Below are 20844 nucleotides of genomic sequence, written 5' to 3' on the forward strand. Positions count from 1 at the left end.
GCTTGGGATTGGCCCAAGCAACGTGGGGCCAATCCATCGGCTGACCGGATGGTCGGATCGCAGTCGCGGGCTGTGCCGAAATCGTCGTCGGGCTAGCCGATTGTGCGCAAGCGGTGGGAAGCCGGAGCGGCCACTGTAGGCCGGAACGGTCCGGCGGCGGATTGCCGCAACGGACGTAGACGATGGGTAAGGATTGAGGAGGACGGCGTGACCCGATTGAGCCTGGAAGCATTGCGCGAGCTGTCGGTGGCGATCCTGCGCCACCACGGTTTCAGCGAACCCCACGTGCAGGCAGTGACCGACACCGTGCTGGCCGGTGAGCGCGATGGCTGTACGTCCCATGGCGTCTGGCGGTTGCTGGGTTGCATCCATACGGCGCGCGCCGGCAAGGTGTCGCTCGATGCCGTGCCGGAGCTTTCGGAGCCCGCGCCGGCGCTGGTGCGCGTCGATGCCAAGGGCGGCTTCTCGCAGTGCGCTTTCGATCTTGGCTTGCCGAAGCTGGTGGAGAAGACGCGCAGCCAGGGCATCGCCGCATTGGCGATCAATCATTGCGTGCACTTCTCGGCGCTCTGGGTGGAGATCGAGCGGATCACCGCCCACGGCCTGGTGGCGCTGGCGGTCACGCCGGCCCAGGCCTACGTGGCGCCGGCGGGCGGAACGCGGCCGTTGTTCGGCACCAATCCCATCGCGTTCGGCTGGCCGCGGGCCGGGCAGAACCCCTACGTCTTCGATTTCGCCACCACGGTCGTGGCGCGTGGGGAAATCCAGCTGCACGAGCGCGAGGGCAAGGCGATTCCGCTGGGCTGGGGCATCGATGCCGACGGCAACCCCAGCACCGACCCTGGCGCCGTGCTCGAGGGCGCCATGCTGACCTTCGGTGGGCACAAGGGCTCGGCACTGGCGACCATGGTCGAGCTGATCGCCGGGCCCTTGATTGGCGACCTGACCAGTGCCGAGTCCTCGGTCTTCGATGCCGGGACGAAGTCGTCGCCTTATCACGGCGAACTGCTGATCGCCATCGACCCCACGCGCTTCCTTGGCGCCGATGCCGCGCAGCACCTGGCGCGGGCGGAGACGCTGTTCGAATCCATCGTCGACATGGGCGCGCGCCTACCCTCGCAACGCCGCTTCGCCGCGCGTGAGCGCAGCCTGGCCGGGGGCGTGGAGATCAGCGATTCGCTGGTTGCCGATTTGCAGGGGCTGTTGGCGTAGGGCGTATAACGCTCCGCGTTATACGCCGTTTGGCCTTGATCGCAGGGCGCTCCGAGTTTGGCCTTGGCGCGGGCGATGAGCGGAGGTGATGCGGCGTACAACCGCGAACGGTTGTACGCCCTACGTACTGGGCTCGCAGCGGTGGTTGGTTCGCGAGCAAGCTCGCTCCTACAAAGAGCCCCGCATAAAAAAGCCCCGGCGCCAGGCCGGGGCTGATCGTCGGTGCGGGACTGGCCGACATTCACTCCCTCACCGACGAACCCTCAACGGGACAACGGCTCCCGTGTCGTCTCGCCATCCACCAGCCGGGCGATGCCCAGCGGGTTGGCGTCCTTCAGCGCATCGGGCAGCAGCGCGTCGGGGTAGTTCTGGTAGCACACCGGACGCAGGAAGCGGTCGATGGCCAGGCTGCCCACCGAGGTGCCGCGCGCGTCGGAGGTGGCCGGGTAGGGGCCGCCATGGACCATCGCGTCGCAGACTTCCACACCGGTCGGGTAGCCGTTGAGCAGCAGGCGGCCGGCCTTGCGTTCCAGCAGCGGCACCAGCGCGGCGAAGTGCGCGAGGTCGGCGGGCTCGGCGATCAGGGTTGCGCTGAGTTGGCCGTGCAGGCCATCCAGGGCGCGGCGCAGTTCGGCCTCGTCGGCGACTTCCACCAGCACGGTGGTCGGACCGAAGACTTCCTCCTGCAGCAATTCGTCGCCCTCCAGCAGCAGGCGGGCGTCGGCCTGGAACAGTTGCGGCCGCGCCTGCCGGCCTTCCTGCACCTGTCCGGCGAGGTGGCGCACGCCGGGGTGGGCGTGCAGGCGCGCCAGGCCCTGCTCGTAGCTCTTCAGGGTGCCGGCGTTGAGCATGGTTTGCGCCGGGCGCTGGCCGAGTTCGGCGATCAGCTGGGCGGTGAACAGGCTGAAGGCCGGCGAGGCGATGCCGATGACCAGGCCGGGGTTGGTGCAGAACTGGCCGCAGCCGAGTACCACCGAGTCTGCCAGTTCACGGGCGACTTGCTCGCCACGCGATTGCAGGGCGGCTGGCAGGACCAGCACCGGGTTGATGCTGCTCATCTCGGCGAACACCGGGATTGGCTGCGGGCGGGCGGCGGCCAGATCACAGAGCGCACGGCCACCTTTCAGCGAACCGGTGAAGCCCACGGCCTGGATCGCCGGGTGCTTCACCAGCGCCTCGCCGACGCCACCGCCGTAGATCATGTTGAACACGCCGGCCGGCATGCCGGTGGCTTCGGCCGCGCGAACGATCGCTTCGGCGACCCGCTCGGCGGTCGCCATATGGCCGCTGTGGGCCTTCACCACGACGGGGCAGCCGGCGGCCAGCGCGGCTGCGGTGTCACCGCCGGCCGTGGAGAAGGCCAGGGGGAAGTTGCTGGCGCCGAATACCGCCACCGGACCGACGCCGGTGCGGTACTGGCGCAGGTCTGGGCGCGGCAGCGGCTGGCGCTCGGGCAGCGCGCGGTCAATGCGGGCGCCGTGGAAGTCGCCGCGGCGCAGCACCCTGGCGAACAGGCGCATCTGGTTGGCGGTGCGGCTGCGCTCGCCCTGGATGCGTGCGGCGGGCAGGGCGGTTTCGCGGCAGACGATGGCGATGAAGTCGTCGTCCAGTGCCTCCAGTTCGCGGGCGATGGCGTCGAGGAATTCGGCGCGGCGCTCGGCGGGCAGGTTGCTGTAGAGCGGGAAGGCGGCTTCGGCGGCGAGAGCGGCGGCGTCCACCTCCTCGGGTGTGGCTTGCACGAAGGCGCGGGGCAGTGCATCGCCGGTCGTGGCATCGAGGCTTTGCAGGCGGATGCTGCCGGCGCCGCCGCGGCGGCCGGCGATGAAGTTGCGGGCGAGTTCGGATGTCATCGGGGGCTCCGGATCAGGATTGGGCGTGGCGGGCGGCGGCTTCGGCGTCCACTTCGCGCAGTGACTTGCCACGGGTTTCCCGGGTCAGGCCGACGGCGACCAGGGAGATGAGCGAGGCGCCGACCAGGTACCAGGCGATCGGGGTGGAACTGTTGTATTCCTTGAGCAGGCTGACGGCGATCAGCGGCGCCAGGGAGCCGGCGAATATCGGCGCCACCTGGTAGCACAGCGACAGCGCGGTGTAGCGCACGTGGGTGGGGAACAGCTCGGCCATCAGCGCCGAATAGGGCGCGTAGGTCATCGACTCGATGGCCAGGCCCAGGGCGATGGCGGCCATGATCAGCCAGTCGTTGCCGGTGTCCATCATCGGGAAGCCGACGAAGCCCCACAGTGCCGTAAGCACCGCGCCGGTCAGGTACACCGGTTTGCGCCCGACGATGTCGGACAGGTAGCCCATCAGCGGGATCATGAAGAAGTGCAGCAGATGCGCGCCGAACATCAGCAGGAGGATCTGCGAGGTGTCCTTGTGCACCACGAGCTTGAGGTAGGTGATGGAGAAGGTGACCACTGTGTAGTAGAGGATGTTCTCGGCGAAGCGCGCACCGATGCCGACCAGCACCGCGCGCCAGTGGCGGGTGACGACTTCCACCACGCCCAACTGGGCCTGCTGGACGTGCTGCTGGTGTGCCTGGGCTTCCTTGAAGATCGGCGCGTCGTCGACGCGGCTGCGAATCCAGTAGCCGATCAGCACTACCACGGCGGAGAACCAGAAGGCCACGCGCCAGCCCCAGTCGAGGAACTGCTGTTCCGACAGGCCACTGGAAAGCAGCAACAGGGCGACGGTCGCCACCAGGTTGCCGGCCGGCACCCCGGCCTGCGGCCAGCTGGCCCAGAAGCCCCGGCGATCGTCCGGGCTGTGTTCGGAGACGAGCAGGATCGCGCCGCCCCATTCGCCGCCGAAGGCGAAGCCCTGGATCAGCCGCAGCAGCACCAACAGGACTGGCGCGGCGTAGCCGATGGTCTCGAAGGTGGGCAGGCACCCCATGAGGAAGGTGGTGATGCCGACCACGATCAGGCTGATCTGCAGCAGGTGCTTGCGGCCCAGCTTGTCGCCGTAGTGGCCGAACACCAGGCCGCCCAGTGGGCGGGCGAGAAAGCCCACGGCGTAGAGGGCGAAGGCGGCGATGATGCCGTCGATGGGGCTGTCGGTCTGGCGGAAGAACAGCTGGCCGAAGACCAGCGCCGAGGCGGTGCCGTAGAGGAAGAATTCGTACCACTCGGCCACGGTGCCAGCCATGGCGGCGGCGACCACGCGTTTCAGGCCGGCGGGTGCGTGGGTGGTTTCGCGGGGCAGATCACGGGATGCGGCGGTCGTCGTGGAGGTCATGGCGGTGGGGCTCCGTTGGTCCACGGTGGAAGGGGCGGTTGGGGTGTCCCTCACCCTCGCCTCTCCCGGGGAGAGGCGAGGCGGTGCCGGCGGAGATTACGCGGTCTGCCGGCACCGGCTGTGAGGGGGCGCAGTCGGGCTCAGAGCCCTACGTCAGGCAGCTTCGGCCGGGTGGTCAGGGCCTTGGCCATGATCCGCTCGACGTGCTCGCGGTCGGCCCCTTGCAGCGCCAGGCGTGGCGGGCGGGTGAGGGCGGTGCCGCGGCCGGCGATCTCTTCGCAGAGCTTGATGCACTGCACCAGGTCCGGACGGGCATCGAGGTGGAGGATCGGCATCAGCCATTCGTAGATCGGCATGGCCTCTTCGAAGCGACCGGCCTTGCACAGGCGGAAGATGGTCTCGCCTTCCTGCGGGAAGACGTTGGACATGCCGGAGATCCAGCCTTCGGCGCCCACCGCGATGCTTTCCAGCACCACGTCGTCGAGGCCGGCGAAGAGGATGAAGCGATCGCCCACTTCATTGCGCACGTCGATGAAGCGGCGGGTGTCGCCGGAGCTGTCCTTGAAGCAGACGATGTTCTCGCAGTCGGCCAGGGAGATGAGGATGTCCGGGGTGACGTCGTTCTTGTAGATCGGCGGGTTGTTGTAGACCATCACCGGCAGGTCGGTGCTGGTGGCCACGCTGCGGAAGTGCGCGGCGGTCTCGTGCGGCTTGGAGGAGTAGACCAGCGCAGGCATGACCATGAGGCCGTCGACGCCGACCTTCTGCACCGCCTTGGCCACCTGGGAGGCGCCGTGGCTGGTGAACTCGGCGATGCCGCAGATCACCGGCACGCGACCGCCGGAGGCGTCCTTGGCAACTTCGGTCACGGCCATCTTTTCCTCGATGGTCAGCGAGGTGTTCTCGCCCACGCTGCCGCACACCACCAGCCCGGACACGCCGTCGCGCACCAGGTTGGAGATCACCTTGTGGGTGGCGTCCAGGTTGACCGAGAAATCGTCGTTGAACTGAGTGGTGACCGCAGGGAAAACACCGCTCCAATTAACCTTCTTGCTCATGTTGCCTCCAATTGGCGTATTTCGTATACGAAATGAGTTGGAGATATCCGCTGCATTTCGTCATTCGACCCGTTGCGCGGGTCCGTTGGGTGCCGCTACGCGGCGAAAGGGGTGGGTCAGTAACCGTTGGGCCAGGTGTCGGAGAGCCGGTAGCCTTCGGGCCACGGATCGTCCGGGTCGAGCAGGTGCTGGTGGGTGCCGGTGATCCAGGCACGCCCGGCGATGCGCGGGTGGATGGCCGCCTTGCCGCCGACGTTGGTGAGGCCGTCGATGCGGCAGTGGAACTGCGAGCCGATGATCGAGTGACCGACGAAGCGGTCGCCGTCCTTCAACTGGCCCTTGGCATGCAGCACGGCCATGCGTGCCGAGCAGCCGGTGCCGCAGGGCGAGCGGTCGATCTTGCCGGGGCGGATCACCACGGCGTTGCGGCCGTGCAGTACGCCGTCGATGCGCTCCACCGGGGCGGCCAGCTGGCAGAAGGAGATGTGTGCCCAGTCGCGGTTTTCCGGATGGACGAAGCCCAGCTGCTGGTTGGCGGCGTGGGTGATCTTCAGCCCGGTGGCGACCAGGTCGGCGGCCTCCGAGGCGTGCAGGCTGAAGCCCAGCGCGTGGGCGTCGGCGATGACGAAGCTGTCGCCGCCATAGGCGGTGTCCACCTGCAGCGAGCCGAGGCCTTCCACCTCGATCCAGGCGTCGAGCTTGTCGGCGAAGGAGGGCAGGTTGCGCACTTCTACGCGCTGCACCTTGCCATCCTTACAGTCGGCCACGGCCTCGATCAGCCCGCCGGGAGCTTCCAGGGTCAGGCGGGTCTGCGGTTCCTGCATCGGCAGGATGCCGCTATCGAGCAGCACGGTGCTCACGCACAGCGAATTGGAGCCGGACATCGGCGGGGTGTCCGCCGGCTCCATGATGATCCAGCCCATCTGCGCGCGCGGGTCCTTTGCCGGGACCAGCAGGTTCACGTGGCGGAACACGCCGCCGCGCGGCTCGTTGAGGACGAAGTTGCGCAGCGTGTTGTCGCTGGCGATCCAGCGCGACTGCGCCCACAGGGTGTCGCCCGGCGGCGGGGCGACGCCGCCGACGATGACGTCGCCGACCTCGCCTTCGGCGTGGCAGCTGACCACGTGGATGATCTTGCTCGAACGCATGTCTATCTCCTGACTTTGTGCCGCCTGCCTTCCCTCACCCCAGCCCTCTCCCGGAGGGAGAGGGAGCAGGTCGTGCCGGCTGACGCTGTGGTTTCACCCTGCTCCGAACAGTCCCCTCTCCCGCTTGCGGGAGAGGGTTAGGGAGAGGGGCTCTTGTTTCTAGTTCACCGACCGAAGGAACTCCGCCGTCTCCGCCCGCTGCGGATTGCCGATCACCTGCTCCGGTGCGCCGATTTCATGCACCAGGCCATTGCGGAAGAACGCCACGCGGTCGGACACGTCGCGGGCGAAGCGGATTTCGTGGGTCACCAGCACCATGGTCATGCCTTCCTCGGCGAGCAGGCGCATGGTGTCGAGCACCTCGCCCACCAGCTGCGGGTCGAGCGCCGAGGTGGCTTCGTCGAACAGCATGTAGTCCGGCGACATGGCCAACGCGCGGGCGATCGCCATGCGCTGCTGCTGACCGCCGGAGAGCTTGTTGGGGAAGACCTTGAGCTTGTCGCCCAGGCCCACGTGCTTGAGCTGCTTCACCGCCATCGCCTCGGCTTCTTCCTTGCTCTGGCCGAGTACCTTGCGCGGGGCCAGCATGACGTTCTCCAGCACGGTGAGGTGCGGGAAGGCGTTCCATTGCTGGAAGACGATGCCGATCTTCTGCCGCAGCCTGTTCAGGTCGGTGGTCCTGGCATGGACCTCGGTGCCGTCGACGCGGATCTTGCCGCGCTGGATCGGCTCCAGGCCGTTGATGCACATCAGCAGGGTGGACTTGCCCGAGCCCGAGCCGCCGATGATCGAGACCACTTCGCCTTTCTTCACGGTCAGGCTCACGCCCTTGACCACTTCGAGATCGCCGTAGGCTTTGTGCACGTTGTCGATTTCAATCATTTTCCTGCCACCTTCTTTCCAGACGGGTGCCGAGGCGCGCCACCACCCAGCTCATGAGGTAATAGATGATCCCGGCGATGCATAGCACCAGCAGGGGCTCCTGAATGCGCGTGACGATGGTCTGCGAAGCGCGCAGCAACTCGACGATGCCGATCCACATGACCAGCGCGGTGTCCTTCATCACCCCCAGCACCAGGTTCAGCCAGCCGGGGAAGGCCACGCGGGTGGCCAGCGGCAGGACGATGTAGCGCAGGTCCTGCCAGTAGGAGAGGCCCAGCGAGCGGCTGGCGCGGCGCAGGTTGGGCTGCACGGCGAGGATGCCGCTGCGGACGATCTCGGTGCAGTACGCCGCCGCGTAGATGCCCAGCACCAGGCAGCCGACGGAGAAGGCGCTCCAGTTCAACCCGGCGATGCTTTTCAGCGAGTTGAACAGCACGAACTGGATCAGCAGCGGCACGCTGCGGAACAGGTCGAGGAACCAGCCCAGCGGCAGGCTGGCGCGTGGCAGGGTGGCGCGCAGCCAGCCCAGCAGCACGCCGGCCAGGGTGCCGATGAGCATGGCGGCGATGGTCAGCTTGACGGTGACCCAGGCTCCCTGGAGGAGGAACTGCAGGTCATTGGCGGTGAAGCTCGTTTCGAACATGCCGTGCCTCCCTTAGTAGCGGAACAGACGCCAGCCCAGCAGGCGGGCGGCCGCCACGATGACCTTGGCGATGATGTAATAGAGCACCGCGGCCAGGGCGAAGTACTCGAAGGTGCGGAAGGTGCGCACGTTGAAGTCCTGGGTGACGCCGGTGAGGTCGTTGTTGAGCCCCACCACCACGCCCAGAGAGGTCATCAGCACCGCCCAGACCATCTGGTTCGTCAGCGGGTAGAAGACGATGCGCAGCAGCTGCGGAATGACGATCAGCCGGTACGCCTGGAAGGCGCTCATGCCCAGCGAGCGCGCGGCGCGCATCTGGGTGTCCGGCACGGCTTTCAGGCCGCCGCGGAAGTTCTCCGCGAGGTAGCCCGCGTTGTTGAAGGTGATCCCCGCCAGCAGCGCCACCCAGGAGCTGACGTGCAGGCCGAAGGAACCCAGGCCGAAGTACAGGATGTAGATCTGGAACAGCGACGGGGTGTTGCGCGCGATCGATACCCAGGTATCGGCGAAGCCCTTCAGCCACGGATTCTTCATCTGCCGCATGACGGTCAGCAGCAGGGCGATGAGCACGCCCAGGAGCATCGACAGGGCGGCGGTCTCCAGGGTCACCAGGGCGCCGCCGAGCATGTCAGGCAGCGCCTTGAAGGCGGAGCGCCAGTGGAAGCTGTAGTTGAACATCAGTGTGCCTCCCCGCTCAGCCAGGCCGGCACGCCACCGTCGGCACGTGCGCTGCAGGCCGCCTCGACGCACGCAGCCAGGCTGCCGAAATGCACCTGACGGCCGGCCAGGCCCGGACCGTAGTGGGCGTATTTCGCCGAGTTGGTGATCAGCGTGGTGCAGTGCGGCGGGATGATCGGCTCGCCGAGCATGCACCAGCAGGTGTCGTTGACCAGCAGTGCGCCGAAGTCCTGCAGCACCTGCACGTGTCCCGCTGCCCGCGCCTGTTCCTGCACGGCGCGGCCGAGGGTGATGACCAGCGCGACGTCCGGATGCTTGCGGCGCCCGGCCAGCAGTTGGGCGAGGCTGGCGCATTCGCTGGCGGAGAAGTGCGGGTTGCCCAGGGACACCAGCTGCACGGTCGGCTCGCTGGCGCGGTCCAGCTCGCGCCAGGTGGCGACCAGGTCCGCCGGGGTGACGCGCAACTGCTGGCGCGGCGCCTGGCCGCCGAGGGCGGTGGCGACGTCCGGCGCTTCCGGGGTTACTCCGGCAACGTGGAACATCGGCGCCGCCGAGGTGGTGGCGAAGGCCGCACCGAAGGCTTTCAGCGCGTCGCTGTCCGGGGCCAGCGCTTGCAGGCCTTCGACCACCGGGATGCGGCTGCCGCACAGCGAACCGATGTGGTAGCCGAGCAGCGGGTAGAGCGACTCGTCATGGGCCGCCGGCAGTTCGACATCCACCCGCAGCGTGGCCAGTCGGCCCTCGTCGCGGTGACTGCCGACGTTCGGCGCGCGGCCGGTGAGGGCGATGCAGATGTCGAGGTAATCCGGGTACTTCAGGGTGCGCGCGCCGAGCACGCTGTTGGCGTACACCACGGCGTTGGACTCGGCCCAGACCACCTGGTCGCCGAGGCCCGGCGCGCTGTCCAGCAGGTAGGGCGCGCAGGTGTAGCTGAGCTGCGCGCCCATCGCCATGTAGGCGTCGCCCACCGCGCTGGCGGGCTCGCCGAAGTCCTTGTCTACCCCCAGCTCGCGCCAGCGGCGGTGGTCCACGGAAATCGAATTGAGGGTGGTCGGCACGCGGACCTTGGCGCCCCATTCCACCAGTTGGCGGGCGAAGCGCAGGCTCGCGGGGCCGGTGTAGATGCAACCGTCGATGTGCGCCTGGGTCACGTCCAGCAGGTCCTTGGCGCCTTGCAATGCGGCCATGCGCAGGAGGATCTGCATGGCTGCCTGGGCCGCCTTGCCGTGCGCGCCTTCGAGCAGGGCGCGATCATCGGCGTCCAGCGCCAGGCCCTCGGGCAGTGGTCCGGCATCGCTGGCCATCACGCCCCGCCAGTCATCGGCGGGGCGCTGTGGATGGAGCGTTACCCGGTCATCTTCGATGCGCGCCCAGACACCGCCGGCGAGCCGCTCGAAGCCGTCACGCCCCAGGCACAGCACCGGGATCGCGCGGCCGAACAGCACCTGCGCCACCAGCACGCCGAGGGTGAGGATTTCGTCCGGCTCGGCCAACAGCAAGGCCGCTGGCGCGTGGCCATTGAGCAGCATTTCCAGCATCACGCTGCTGCCGGTGCAGGAGCCGCGTCCGCAGGGGATCGCCAGCACCCGGCCGGACAGCAGGCTGCCGCTGAGCGGGTGGTGGCGGTCGATGACTTCGCTCGTATAGGGATCGACGCCACCCCACAGGCTCAGCCCCGTCCCCGCGTACAACAGCGCCCCCTCGGCGCTGCCGCCCATCAGGACGCGGCCGCTGAGGGCCTCGTCCATAACGTCTGATGCATGCATCGAAGACATCATCGGTCTGCCGTCAGTAGTACACGTGGGGAACGGTGAGTTCGACCGGGGTACCACCGACCCACTTGTCGTACAGCTCGGCGTAGCGGCCGGTGCGCACCTGCTGGTTGACGAACAGGTTGAGGTAGTTGATCAGGCCGAACTCGTTGCGCTGGGCGGCCAGCGACACATAGTCGATGACGTAGGGCGCATTGCCCGCCACTTTCAGGCCCTTGTACTTGCCGGACTTCAGGGTGGAAGCGGCGACGGTGTTGGTGACCACGGTGGCGTCGATGTGGCCCTGGGCGACGGCGAGGATGGTGTCGTTCTGGGTCTGGTAGGCGCGGAAGCTGCCGTTGCCCCACTTCTTCACGTCCTTCTCCAGGGCGATGGCTTCATAGGTGCCGCTGGTGTTGCCCACCGGACGGCCCTTGATGTCGGCGTAGCTGTTGATGCCGGTGTCTTCGCGGGTCAGCACTACCATCTGGAAGGCGAAGTAGGGCACGGTCATGCCCACGGTCTTGGCGCGCTCCAGGGTGTCGGAGGTGGAAGCGACGATGACGTCGGCGCGGCCGGAGACCAGCGCCGGGATGCGGTCGGGGAAGGGCGTTTCGACGACTTCGGCGGTGACGCCGAGGACTTTCGCCAGGTCGTTGCAATAGTCGACGTCGAAGCCCACCGGGTTGTTCTGCGCATCGCGCGAGCCCATGGGCGGGAAGTCCAGGGTCACCGCGCAGCGCAGCTTGCCGGATTCGATGATGTCGTCGAGCTTGTCGGCCTGGGCCTGACTGATAAGGAAGGTACTGGCAACAGCGGTGAGGGCTACAGCGATTCGACTGAATTTCATGGGGGCCTCGCTCTGGTCAGTGTTGTGCAGTGATTTTTGTATTAGGGATTTCGTATACGATATTTTCTAGAGCAAGGCATGTGCCAGAAATCGTCCGAGCGGGTGTCGTGGGACGCAGGCCCCGCCGTTGAGGGGGCGGACCCTTGGTAAGCGAGGGAAGTGGCTGAAGGGATGCTTCCGAAGGCTGTTACCGAATGAAGCAGGCGAGTGTTTCGCTGCCCCGAATGGAAGCACTGCGAGTCAGCGCAGCGTGGCCTGCGACTCGCGGTACTGGGTCGGCGACAGCCCGGTGAGGGCGCGGAACTGGCGGCTGAAGGCGCTGTGGTCGGTGTAGCCGCAGCGCAGGGCGATCTCGGTGATCGGCAGGTCTTCGGTGAGCAGGCGGGTGGCGGCGCCGAGGCGCGCCTTGTGGATCATCTGCCGTGGCGTGAGCTGGAAGATGCGCTTGCAGTGACGCTCCAACTGGGCGACGGACAGACCGGCCAGCTCGGTGAGTTCACTGAGGTTGATCGGCTTGTCGAAGTGCTCGCGGATATAGGCGTCCACCGTGGCCAGGCGCTGGTATGCCGGATGGGTCGATTGCGCCGCCTGCAGGTCGCTGGAGATGCCGGCCATGCCGATGACGTTACCTTTTGCATCGCGCAGCGCCAGCTTGTGGGTCAGGCACCAGCCGGGCTGGCGTGCAGGGTAGAGGTGCAGTTCCAGCTGGTCGCTGAGCTGCCCGCCGGTTTCCAGCACGCGGCGGTCCTGCTCGGTGTAGATCGGCCCGAAGCGCGAGGGGAAGACGTCCTCGGCGGTGCGCCCGAGCAGCTCGCCGGCATCCTTCACGCCGCAACGCCGTGCCAGGGTCCGGTTGACCATCACGTAGCGCGCGGCGGTGTCCTTGATGAAGAACACCACGCCGGGCATGGCGTCTAGCAGCGGGGTGATCTGCTGCAGGGTCTGCAGCAGGCTGTCCAGGTCGCGGGCGCCCTGGGGAATCAGGTCGTGCATCGGGAAGCGGCTTGGCTGTCGGAACACGGCTGAAGATACGGGACGAATACGCCAGGGGGAAGCTGCGTGTGCGTGCGTAGGGCGGGAGGTAGAGACGGCGAATAAAGCGTGCCGCTTTATCCGCCTTACGGGGTGCGATGTGTGAGGCGGACGTAGGGCGCATAACGCCTCAAGCGTTATCCGCCACTCGCCGCTTGTGCCTTCAGTCTTCGGCCAACTGCAACAAGGTTTCCACCCGCGCCGGGCTGAACGGCGGGCGCGGCGCCGGCGGTTGCCAGCCGAACAGTTGCTGCGCCGCCGCGCCACACACGCGGCCCTGGCAGGCGCCCATGCCGCAGCGGCTGGCGAGCTTGGCGGCGGTCCAGTCCGGTTTGCCGGCGAGGGCCGAGTAGGGCACGTCCTCGCAGCGGCAGACCAGGGTGTCCGGCTCGGCCAGTTGGCTCAGGCGCGGGGCGAGGGCGAAGTCGCGCCGCAGTGCATCGGCGAAGCCCTGCCAGCGCTGGCGCTGCGGCCACAGTGAGCGGGCGTGTTCGTGTTCGCCCACGGCTGCATGGCCGGCAATGCTGCCTTCCACCAGCGCCAGTTCGGAGCCGCCGAAACCGGTGCATTCGCCCGCCGCGTAGATACCGGCGCGGGTGCTCGCCTGCCAGGCATCGATGCGGATCGCGCCGTTCTCGATGGTGCAGCCCAGCGCCTGGCCGAGCTGGGTGTTGGGGACCAGGCCGAACCCACAGGCCAGGCGGTCGCATTCGATTTCCACCACCTTGCCGCCCTGGTTCAGGCGCACGGCTTCGAGACGGTCGCAGCCCAGCGCGGCGACCACATGGCTGTCCGCGCGGTAGGTCCGGTCGTAGAGACCGAAGGACTGCAGCAGCTTGTTCGGCCAGCGCGGCAGCTTCATCGCGAAGCGCGCCAGCGCAGGCCACGAAGCCTGCTCGGCGATGCGCAGGACGCGGGCGCCGTTGCTGCGGGCGGTGCCGGCACTGGCCAGCAGCAACGGTCCGCTGCCGGCGATCACCACGCGTTGCCCGTCGACCGGCATGCCGCCCTTGATCAGCGCCTGCAAACCGCCGGCGCCGGTAACACCCGGCAGCGTCCAGCCGGGGAAGGGCAGCAGCAGTTCGCGGGCGCCGGTGCAGAGGATCAGCTTGCGGTAATCCAGCCGCCAGCCGCGCTCGGCATCTTCCAGCAGCAGACCCTGTTCGCCGGCCAACGCCACCACGCGGGTGCCGTTGTGAATGCGGATATTGGCGCAGGCGACAACCTTCTCGCGCAATTCGATGGCCGCGCGCGGCAGATGCGCATCCGGACCGTCGCGCCAGATCTGGCCGCCGGGCAACGGATTGTCGTCGAGGATGACGATGTTGGCGCCGCTCGGTGCGGCAGCGAGAGCGGCGGACAGCCCGGCCGGGCCGGCGCCGACGATGACGATATCGGCCACTGCGCTCATGGGCGGGTCTCCACCTGCATGCCGTCGCGGCACAGGGTCTGGCAGGCCAGGCGGCGCTGGCCGTCGATGCTCACCCGGCATTCCTGGCAGACGCCCATGCCGCACAGCGGCGCGCGGCGTTGGCCGCTGACCGAGGTGCGGGTGGTGCCGTCGCCACCCAGGGCGAGCGCGGCGGCCACCGTGGTGCCGGCGGCGACCCGCAGCGGGCGGCCGTCGAGGATCAGGTCAGGCATGGGCGGTGACTCCGAGGAAGCGGCGCGGGGAATAGGGTTCGGCGGCCAGCGGCAGTGGCTCGTCGCACAGTTGCGCGGCGAGCAGGTCGGCGGTGCCGGGGGCGGTGGTCACGCCGAGGCCTTCGTGGCCGACCGCCAGCCACAGGCCGGGGCGTTGCGGGTGTTCGCCCACCAGCGGCAGGCCGTCCGGGCTGGCGGCGCGGAAGCCGGCCCAGCTGCGAATTACGTTGAGGTTGGCCAGGCCCGGCATGTAATCCACGGCGCGGCGCAGCATCTTCGCCAGCATCCAGCCTTCCACCTGCGGGTCGGTGGTGCCGAACTGCCGGGAGGCGCCGATGAACAGTTGCCCGGTCGGGCGCGGCTGGATATTGCAGGCCACCGACGGCCCGCTGGCGTTGTGCGCGCTGGTGACGTAGCCCAGCTCCACCAGCGTGCGGCGCACCTTGCCTGGGTAGCGGTCGGTGATCAGCAGATGCCCCTTCTTCGGCTCGATGGGCAGCCCCGGGCACAGCTCGCCGGCCTGGATGCCGTTGGCCAGCACCACGGCCCTGGCGCTCAGCCACTGGCCGTTGTCCAGGCGCACGCGGGGTTCGTCGATCTCCACCACCTTGGCCTGGCGCTGGCGGATCGGCTTGCGCGCCGATTCCAGCAGCCAGGCGGTGGCGCGCGGTGCGTAGAGAATGCCGTCGCCGGTGATCTCCAGCCCGCCGTGCAGATCGGTGCGCAGCTCGGGTTCTTCCCGCTGCAGCTCCGCGCCGTTCAGCAGCCTGGCAGCCACGCCGTGCTCGCGCAGCACGGCGAACTTGCGCTCGGCTTCGGCCATCTCTTCGTCATTGGCCGCCAGCCACAGCGTGCCGTTGCTGCGATAGGCACACTCGGCGGGCATGTCGCGGCCCCACTCGCGCCAGCGTTGCAGCGAGTAGTCGCTCAGTGCGAGTTCGGCGGCGTTGTCGTCGAGCACCAGCAGATGGCCCATGCCGACGGCGGTGGCGCCGGGCAGGCGCGCGTCCAGCACCAGCACGTCCAGCCCACGCTGGGCGAGGGCGTGGGCGCAGGCGGCGCCGACTATGCCGGCGCCGATGACGATGATGTCGGCATCGCTCACGGGCGGATGCCCCAGGCGAAGGGATCGTCCTCTTCCAGCAGCAGGGTGGCTTCGGCGCTGATGTTGGCGCGGCCACGGATGGTCGGGATGATACGCCCCTCGGCCGGCTCGCCGGCCCATTCGAAGCGGCCCTCGAACTGGCTGCCGATCACGCTGGCCTGGCGCCAGGCTTCGCCGGCTGCGAGCTTGCCGTCGGCGGCCAGGCACGCCAGCTTGGCGCTGGTGCCGGTGCCACAAGGGGAGCGGTCATAGGCCTTGCCGGGGCAGAGCACGTAGTTGCGGCTGTCGGCGTCGGGGTCGTCGGCGAACAGCTCGATATGGTCGATCAACCCACCGTCTTCGCCACGGATGCCCTGGTCCTCCAGCGCCTTCTGCACGGCGACGGTGTAGGCGGTGAGCGCTTCGAGATTGTCCCCGGCCACGCGCAGGCCGTGCTCGGAAATCAGGAAGAACCAGTTGCCGCCCCAGGCGATATCGCCGCGCACCAGGCCATGACCGGGCACTTCCACCGGCACCTGCTTGCGGTAGCGGTAGGCGGGCACGTTGCGCACACTCACCGAGCGGTCGTCGTGCAGGGTCGCTTCGACCGTACCCACCGGCGTCTCGATCTTGTGCGTACCGGGACCGATGCGCCCCAGGTGCGCCAGCGAAACCACCAGGCCGATGGTGCCGTGGCCGCACATGCCCAGGTAGCCGGTGTTGTTGAAGAAGATCACCCCGGCACAGGCGCTCGGGTCCACCGGCTCGCAGAGCAGTGCACCGACCAGCACGTCGCTGCCGCGCGGCTCCAGCACCGTGGCGGCACGCCAGGCGTCGTGCTCCTTGGCCAGCCGCGCGCGGCGCTCGGCCATGCTGCCGTTGCCCAGATCGGGAAAGCCGTCGAGCACCAGGCGGGTGGGTTCGCCGCCGGTATGGGAATCGAGAACCTGGATGCGTTTCATGCTGCCCCCTGAGGTGTCTTGTTGTAGACCCTAGGGTGGCGCGGGGAGGTTCGGAGGGCTTGAGGGTTTTCCGCCGGGCCGATGATGAAATCGGCACAGCGGTGTCTTTCGATCAGCTCGGCGTCGGTCGGTTTGGCAGGTGCTCGTAGAGCGTGCGGCAGACGCCATTGATGTGCTCTTCCAGCAGTCGCGCCGCCAGTTCGCCGTCGCCGGCGCGGCAGGCGTCGAGAATGTCGTGGTGCTCGTGGTCAGCGCGCTCCTTGCCCGCGGACAGACTCATCTGCATCCGCAGGTAGCGTTCGAGCTTGTCGTGGATCGAGCGGATCAGGCCGACGAGGTACGGCCGCTGCGCTGGCTCGTAAAGGCATGCATGCAGCTCCCAGTTCAGCTCGGCCCAGCGACCCACGTCATCCTCGCCGACGAACTCGGCACAGATGCGCTCGGCGCGCTCGAAGGTCTCCGCGGTCATGTTCGGCACCGCCAGGCGGATCGCCTGGGCTTCGAGGATCACCCGCACCTCGAACATCTGCGCCAGTTCCGGCTCGGAAATCTTCGTCACCAGCGCGCCCTTGTTGCGCTGGAATTCCACCAGGCCTTCGGCCTCCAGGCGCTTGAGCGCCTCGCGCACGGGAATCTTGCTGACGTTGAACACCTGGGCGATATCGTCCTGGCGGATCGGCTCGTTTTCCGGCAACTGACCGGAAATGATCGCCTCCCGCAAATGCTTGGCGATAATCTCCGAGGCGGAAGGAACGATGCCCAGGTTGGGCGCGTTGCGCAGGGGTAGCGTCACGAGGCGCTCCGATCAGGTGGATAGTGTCGAATATTGTATACGAAACGACCAGGGCACAGGGAGGGCCCGCTGATCGGGCGCTTCACGCCAATGGACACGCAAAGCGCGTGCCCGGTAACAGGGATCAGTTGCGGCGGTCGACGATATAGCGGGCCAGCGCGCGCAGCGGCTCGGCGGAGTCGCCGAAGCCTTCCAGCGCGGCCAGCGCCTGGTCGCGCAGGGTCAGGGCATAGGCCTTGGCGGCGTCGAGGCCGAGCAGGGCGGGGTAGGTGGGCTTGTCGTGGGCCTGGTCCTTGCCCTGGGTCTTGCCGAGGGTGGTGGTGTCGCTTTCCACGTCGAGGATGTCGTCCTGCACCTGGAAGGCCAGGCCGATGGCTTCGGCATAGCGGCGCAGCGCTTCCAGATCGGCAGCGCCGGCACGGCCGCTGGCCAGGGCGCCGAGTTGCACGCTGGCCTCGATCAGCGCGCCGGTCTTGTGCCGGTGCATGGTTTCCAGAGCCGCCTGGTCGATCTTGCGGCCCACGGATTCCAGGTCGATCGCCTGTCCGCCGACCATCCCGGCGGAGCCGGCGGCGCGCGTCAGGATCAACAGCATGTCCAGGCGGGTCTGGGCGTCCTGCGGATTGAGGTCGGCGTTACCGATCACCTCAAAGGCCAGAGTCTGCAGACCGTCACCCGCGAGAATCGCGCAGGCTTCGTCGAAGGCGATATGGGTGGTCGGCTGTCCACGACGCAGGTCGTCGTCGTCCATCGCCGGCAGGTCGTCGTGCACCAGTGAGTAGGCGTGGATCAGCTCCACCGCACAGGCTGCGCCATCGGCGCGCTCAAGCTCCCCACCCAGCGCTTCGCAGGCCGCGTAGGCCAGCAGCGGGCGCACGCGCTTGCCGCCGTTGACCACGCTGTAGCGCATGGCGGCATAGATGCGGGTGAGCTCTTCACGGGGGGCGACGAACAGGGTTTCCAGCGCAGCATCGACACGCGCCTGGCAGCGCGCCTGGTAGGCAGAAATCATGCGTCTTCGCCTTCCGGATCGAAGGGCGCTTCGCTCAACTCGCCGTCGCGCTCCAGCAGGATCTGCACCTTCTGCTCCGCCTGGGTCAGCGCAGCCTGGCAATCACGGGTCAGGCGAATGCCCTGCTCGAAGGCACCCAGCGAATCCTCCAGCGACAACTCGCCGCTTTCCAGACGCTCCACCAGCGTTTGCAGTTCGGCGAGGGACTGTTCGAAGTCAAGGGAAGCTTTCTTGCGGGCCATGCGGACATCTCGGCGGGGTATTCGGAAACCTCGCGACACTAGCAGAGACGGGGCATGCGGGCAAACCAGGAAGCCTACTTGCACCCCGTCGTCCGTCCCTCGCACCCCGACGTCCGCCGTTTCTGAAGGGCGGCGCCCATGTCCTTCAGAAGATTGCGCCGAATCTGTACCCCTACCGAGAAGCAGGAAAGTCCCTCGGTCGCAATATCGCCTCATTGAGCGTTCGAGTTCTTACAGATGCGTCCGTGGTCAATGTCTGGAGCCAGGGTAGGCGACTTCCTTAATGCAGTGGGAAATGTCCTGAACGGCTGTGCCTCTCTGGTTTGCCGTTGGCGAGTTACTCCATCGTAGAGAAAGAGCCAATGCCCTGCGGCGCGTCGCAGGGCATTGCTCGACCACTACCGAGAAATGGAATTCATGGGCCCTGAACCGACGGTGCGAGCAGGGGTGTTGAGCTGTGGATTCCAGCCACATGTACCTCCGTAGCGCATGGTTGCTGCGGGGGAGTCCGGAGAGAATATGGCTTCGAACAGCTTCCAAAACGAAGTACCCAAGGCACGCGTCAACATCAAGCTCGACCTGCATACCGGCGGCGCCCAGAAGAAGGTCGAGCTGCCGCTCAAGCTGATGGTGATGGGTGACTACAGCAACGGACGAGAGCACCGCCCGTTGTCCGAACGCAGCAAGATCAACATCGACAAGAACAACTTCGACAACGTGCTTGCCGAGTTCTCCCCCAGTCTGAAACTGGCGGTGGAAAATACCTTGGCCAATGACGCCTCGGAATCCGCCGTCGAGCTCTCCTTCCAGAGCATGAAGGACTTCGAGCCCGAGCAGGTCGCCCGCCAGATTCCGCAACTGCGCGCCCTGCTTGCCATGCGCAACCTGCTGCGCGACCTCAAGTCCAACCTCCTGGACAACGCCACCTTCCGCCACGAGCTGGAACGCATCCTCAAGGACGACGCCCTCAGTGACGAACTGCGCGCCGAACTGGCCGCACTCGCACCGCACGACGCCCGATAACGCATCCGGATACTCGAAGGAAGGTCCCTCATGTCCGTAGAACATACCTCCGCCTCCACGCGCGGCGCCGCCGTACTGAGCGAAGAAAACCAGGGCGTCTACGCCGCGCTGTTCAGCAAGATCAACCTCAGCCCCATCAGTGAACTGGGTGGGCTCGAGGCCTACCAGAATACCGAGGCCCTGTCCGAGGCCTCCGCCGATGAGCGCGTCACCGCCGCCGTCAGCGTGTTCCTCGATCTGCTCAAGAAGTCGTCGCAGAAGGTCGAGCGCCTCGACAAGACACTGCTGGACGAACACATCGCCTCGCTGGACGCGCAGATCAGCCGGCAGCTCGACGCAGTCATGCATCACCCGGACTTCCAGCGCGTCGAGTCCACCTGGCGCGGCGTCAAGTCGCTGATCGACCAGACCGACTTCCGCCAGAACGTGCGCATCGAACTACTCGATATCAGCAAGGAACACCTGGTGCAGGATTTCGAGGATGTGCCGGAGATCGCCCAGAGCGGACTCTACGTGCATACCTACACCCAGGAGTACGACACCCCCGGCGGCGAGCCCATCGCGGCGGCCATCTCCAACTACGAGTTCGACCGCAGCCCGCAGGACATCGCGCTGCTGCGCAACATCTCCAAGGTCGCGGCCGCGGCCCACATGCCGTTCATCGGCTCTGTCGGTCCGGCGTTCTTCGGCAAGGAGTCGATGGAGGAAGTCGCCGCCATCAAGGACATCGGCAACTACTTCGACCGCGCCGAGTACATCAAGTGGAAGTCGTTCCGCGACAGCGACGACGCCCGCTACATCGGCCTGACCATGCCGCGTGTCCTGGGGCGCCTGCCCTATGGTCCGGACACCCTTCCGGTGCGCAGCTTCAACTACGTCGAGAGCGTCAAGGGCCCGGACCACGACCGCTACCTGTGGACCAACGCCTCGTTCGCCTTCGCCGCCAACATGGTGAAGAGCTTCATCAACAATGGCTGGTGCGTGCAGATTCGCGGTCCGCAATCCGGTGGCGCGGTAACGGACCTACCCATCCACCTGTACGACCTCGGCACCGGCAACCAGGTGAAAATTCCCTCGGAAGTAATGATCCCGGAAACCCGCGAATTCGAATTCGCCAACCTGGGCTTCATCCCGCTGTCGTATTACAAGAATCGCGACTACGCCTGCTTCTTCTCGGCCAACTCGACCCAGAAGCCGGCGCTGTACGACACCGCCGATGCCACCGCCAACAGCCGGATCAACGCACGTCTGCCGTACATCTTCCTGCTCTCGCGCATCGCTCATTACCTGAAGCTGATCCAGCGCGAAAACATCGGCACCACCAAGGATCGCCGCGTCCTGGAGCTGGAACTCAATAAGTGGATCGGCGGGCTGGTCACCGAGATGACCGACCCCAGTGATGACCTGCAGGCTTCTCACCCGCTGCGCGACGCCAAAGTGATAGTCGAGGACATCGAGGACAACCCAGGCTTCTTCCGCGTCAAGCTGTATGCCGTGCCGCACTTCCAGGTGGAAGGCATGGACGTCAACCTGTCGCTGGTTTCCCAGATGCCCAAGGCCAAGGCCTGATCCATCCCATAGGGAAAACACGTC

General features: G+C 67.1%; 20 protein-coding genes. 3 read left to right on the forward strand and 17 right to left on the reverse strand.

All coding sequences use genetic code 11. From position 1 onward, the window contains the following. Positions 1-207: 207 nt before the first annotated feature. A complete protein-coding gene (locus O6P39_RS03915) occupies positions 208-1212 on the forward strand; it encodes an Ldh family oxidoreductase (protein ID WP_275610120.1) in 1005 nt (334 codons plus the stop codon). A gap of 263 nt (positions 1213-1475) precedes the next feature. On the opposite strand, the gene O6P39_RS03920 is transcribed toward O6P39_RS03915, so the two are convergent. From O6P39_RS03920 to O6P39_RS04000, 17 genes are all read right to left on the reverse strand, one after another. After that, on the reverse strand, positions 1476-3062 hold the full coding sequence (locus O6P39_RS03920; RefSeq protein ID WP_275610121.1) for an aldehyde dehydrogenase (NADP(+)): 1587 nt from the start codon (positions 3060-3062) through the stop codon (positions 1476-1478). A gap of 13 nt (positions 3063-3075) precedes the next feature. Next, positions 3076-4449, reverse strand: a complete 1374-nt coding sequence (gene abaF / locus O6P39_RS03925) for a fosfomycin efflux MFS transporter AbaF (protein ID WP_275610122.1) — start codon at positions 4447-4449, stop codon at positions 3076-3078. A gap of 140 nt (positions 4450-4589) precedes the next feature. Next, positions 4590-5507, reverse strand: coding sequence for a dihydrodipicolinate synthase family protein (locus O6P39_RS03930; RefSeq protein WP_275610123.1), 918 nt, complete (start codon positions 5505-5507; stop codon positions 4590-4592). 116 nt (positions 5508-5623) lie between these two features. Further along, a complete protein-coding gene (locus O6P39_RS03935) occupies positions 5624-6655 on the reverse strand; it encodes a proline racemase family protein (protein WP_275610124.1) in 1032 nt (343 codons plus the stop codon). Positions 6656-6814: 159 nt separating this feature from the next. Further along, the gene (locus tag O6P39_RS03940) at positions 6815-7537 is read right to left on the reverse strand and encodes an amino acid ABC transporter ATP-binding protein (RefSeq protein WP_275610125.1); all 723 of its coding nucleotides are present in this window, start codon (positions 7535-7537) and stop codon (positions 6815-6817) included. Then, entirely contained in the window at positions 7530-8180 is a 651-nt protein-coding gene (locus tag O6P39_RS03945) for an amino acid ABC transporter permease (protein ID WP_275610126.1), read from the reverse strand. The genes O6P39_RS03940 and O6P39_RS03945 overlap by 8 nt, the downstream gene beginning before the upstream one ends. A 12-nt stretch (positions 8181-8192) precedes the next feature. Beyond that, a complete protein-coding gene (locus O6P39_RS03950; RefSeq protein WP_275610127.1) occupies positions 8193-8858 on the reverse strand; it encodes an amino acid ABC transporter permease in 666 nt (221 codons plus the stop codon). Next, entirely contained in the window at positions 8858-10624 is a 1767-nt protein-coding gene (locus O6P39_RS03955) for an aconitase family protein (RefSeq protein ID WP_275610128.1), read from the reverse strand. The genes O6P39_RS03950 and O6P39_RS03955 overlap by 1 nt, the downstream gene beginning before the upstream one ends. 22 nt (positions 10625-10646) lie before the next feature. Then, entirely contained in the window at positions 10647-11459 is an 813-nt protein-coding gene (locus tag O6P39_RS03960; RefSeq protein ID WP_275610129.1) for a transporter substrate-binding domain-containing protein, read from the reverse strand. Positions 11460-11699: 240 nt separating this feature from the next. Beyond that, positions 11700-12452, reverse strand: coding sequence for an AraC family transcriptional regulator (locus O6P39_RS03965; RefSeq protein WP_275610130.1), 753 nt, complete (start codon positions 12450-12452; stop codon positions 11700-11702). 202 nt (positions 12453-12654) lie between these two features. Next, positions 12655-13902, reverse strand: a complete 1248-nt coding sequence (locus O6P39_RS03970; protein ID WP_275610131.1) for an FAD/NAD(P)-binding oxidoreductase — start codon at positions 13900-13902, stop codon at positions 12655-12657. After that, positions 13899-14135 carry a 2Fe-2S iron-sulfur cluster-binding protein gene (locus O6P39_RS03975; RefSeq protein WP_275610132.1) on the reverse strand — a complete coding sequence of 79 codons (237 nt, stop codon included), beginning with the start codon at positions 14133-14135 and terminating at the stop codon, positions 13899-13901. The genes O6P39_RS03970 and O6P39_RS03975 overlap by 4 nt, the downstream gene beginning before the upstream one ends. Continuing rightward, the gene (locus O6P39_RS03980; protein ID WP_275610133.1) at positions 14128-15240 is read right to left on the reverse strand and encodes an FAD-dependent oxidoreductase; all 1113 of its coding nucleotides are present in this window, start codon (positions 15238-15240) and stop codon (positions 14128-14130) included. Before O6P39_RS03980 ends, O6P39_RS03975 begins: the two co-directional genes overlap by 8 nt. Next, positions 15237-16181 (reverse strand): 4-hydroxyproline epimerase, encoded by a 945-nt coding sequence (locus O6P39_RS03985; protein WP_275610134.1) that lies wholly within the window; start codon positions 16179-16181, stop codon positions 15237-15239. Before O6P39_RS03985 ends, O6P39_RS03980 begins: the two co-directional genes overlap by 4 nt. Before the next feature lie 112 nt (positions 16182-16293). Beyond that, entirely contained in the window at positions 16294-16962 is a 669-nt protein-coding gene (locus O6P39_RS03990; protein WP_275611880.1) for a GntR family transcriptional regulator, read from the reverse strand. Between the two features lie 136 nt (positions 16963-17098). Beyond that, positions 17099-17986: a (2E,6E)-farnesyl diphosphate synthase gene (ispA, locus tag O6P39_RS03995; RefSeq protein ID WP_275610135.1), complete on the reverse strand. Its 888-nt coding sequence runs from the start codon at positions 17984-17986 to the stop codon at positions 17099-17101. Continuing rightward, entirely contained in the window at positions 17983-18228 is a 246-nt protein-coding gene (locus tag O6P39_RS04000; protein WP_024764669.1) for an exodeoxyribonuclease VII small subunit, read from the reverse strand. Before O6P39_RS04000 ends, ispA begins: the two co-directional genes overlap by 4 nt. Before the next feature lie 519 nt (positions 18229-18747). On the opposite strand from O6P39_RS04000, the gene tssB reads away from it, so the two are divergent. Together tssB and tssC are read left to right on the forward strand one after the other, a co-directional pair. Continuing rightward, the gene (gene tssB / locus O6P39_RS04005; protein WP_275610136.1) at positions 18748-19251 is read left to right on the forward strand and encodes a type VI secretion system contractile sheath small subunit; all 504 of its coding nucleotides are present in this window, start codon (positions 18748-18750) and stop codon (positions 19249-19251) included. A gap of 30 nt (positions 19252-19281) precedes the next feature. Next, a complete protein-coding gene (gene tssC / locus O6P39_RS04010) occupies positions 19282-20820 on the forward strand; it encodes a type VI secretion system contractile sheath large subunit (protein WP_275610137.1) in 1539 nt (512 codons plus the stop codon). Positions 20821-20844 lie beyond the last annotated feature (24 nt).

Origin of the sequence: Pseudomonas sp. PSE14, assembly GCF_029203285.1 — a bacterium.
Taxonomy (GTDB): domain Bacteria; phylum Pseudomonadota; class Gammaproteobacteria; order Pseudomonadales; family Pseudomonadaceae; genus Pseudomonas.

Bases quoted from the DNA above. Each gene is read 5' to 3' on its own strand.
- O6P39_RS03940 (WP_275610125.1), bottom strand. From the start codon at position 7,537: ATGATTGAAATCGACAACGTGCACAAAGCCTACGGCGATCTCGAAGTG.
- O6P39_RS04000 (WP_024764669.1), bottom strand. From the start codon at position 18,228: ATGGCCCGCAAGAAAGCTTCCCTTGACTTCGAACAGTCCCTCGCCGAA.
- O6P39_RS03985 (WP_275610134.1), bottom strand. From the start codon at position 16,181: ATGAAACGCATCCAGGTTCTCGATTCCCATACCGGCGGCGAACCCACC.
- O6P39_RS03965 (WP_275610130.1), bottom strand. From the start codon at position 12,452: ATGCACGACCTGATTCCCCAGGGCGCCCGCGACCTGGACAGCCTGCTG.
- tssB (WP_275610136.1), top strand. From the start codon at position 18,748: ATGGCTTCGAACAGCTTCCAAAACGAAGTACCCAAGGCACGCGTCAAC.
- O6P39_RS03975 (WP_275610132.1), bottom strand. From the start codon at position 14,135: ATGCCTGACCTGATCCTCGACGGCCGCCCGCTGCGGGTCGCCGCCGGC.
- O6P39_RS03945 (WP_275610126.1), bottom strand. From the start codon at position 8,180: ATGTTCGAAACGAGCTTCACCGCCAATGACCTGCAGTTCCTCCTCCAG.
- tssC (WP_275610137.1), top strand. From the start codon at position 19,282: ATGTCCGTAGAACATACCTCCGCCTCCACGCGCGGCGCCGCCGTACTG.
- O6P39_RS03955 (WP_275610128.1), bottom strand. From the start codon at position 10,624: ATGCATGCATCAGACGTTATGGACGAGGCCCTCAGCGGCCGCGTCCTG.
- abaF (WP_275610122.1), bottom strand. From the start codon at position 4,449: ATGACCTCCACGACGACCGCCGCATCCCGTGATCTGCCCCGCGAAACC.
- O6P39_RS03930 (WP_275610123.1), bottom strand. From the start codon at position 5,507: ATGAGCAAGAAGGTTAATTGGAGCGGTGTTTTCCCTGCGGTCACCACT.
- O6P39_RS03970 (WP_275610131.1), bottom strand. From the start codon at position 13,902: ATGAGCGCAGTGGCCGATATCGTCATCGTCGGCGCCGGCCCGGCCGGG.
- O6P39_RS03960 (WP_275610129.1), bottom strand. From the start codon at position 11,459: ATGAAATTCAGTCGAATCGCTGTAGCCCTCACCGCTGTTGCCAGTACC.
- O6P39_RS03920 (WP_275610121.1), bottom strand. From the start codon at position 3,062: ATGACATCCGAACTCGCCCGCAACTTCATCGCCGGCCGCCGCGGCGGC.
- O6P39_RS03935 (WP_275610124.1), bottom strand. From the start codon at position 6,655: ATGCGTTCGAGCAAGATCATCCACGTGGTCAGCTGCCACGCCGAAGGC.
- ispA (WP_275610135.1), bottom strand. From the start codon at position 17,986: ATGATTTCTGCCTACCAGGCGCGCTGCCAGGCGCGTGTCGATGCTGCG.
- O6P39_RS03950 (WP_275610127.1), bottom strand. From the start codon at position 8,858: ATGTTCAACTACAGCTTCCACTGGCGCTCCGCCTTCAAGGCGCTGCCT.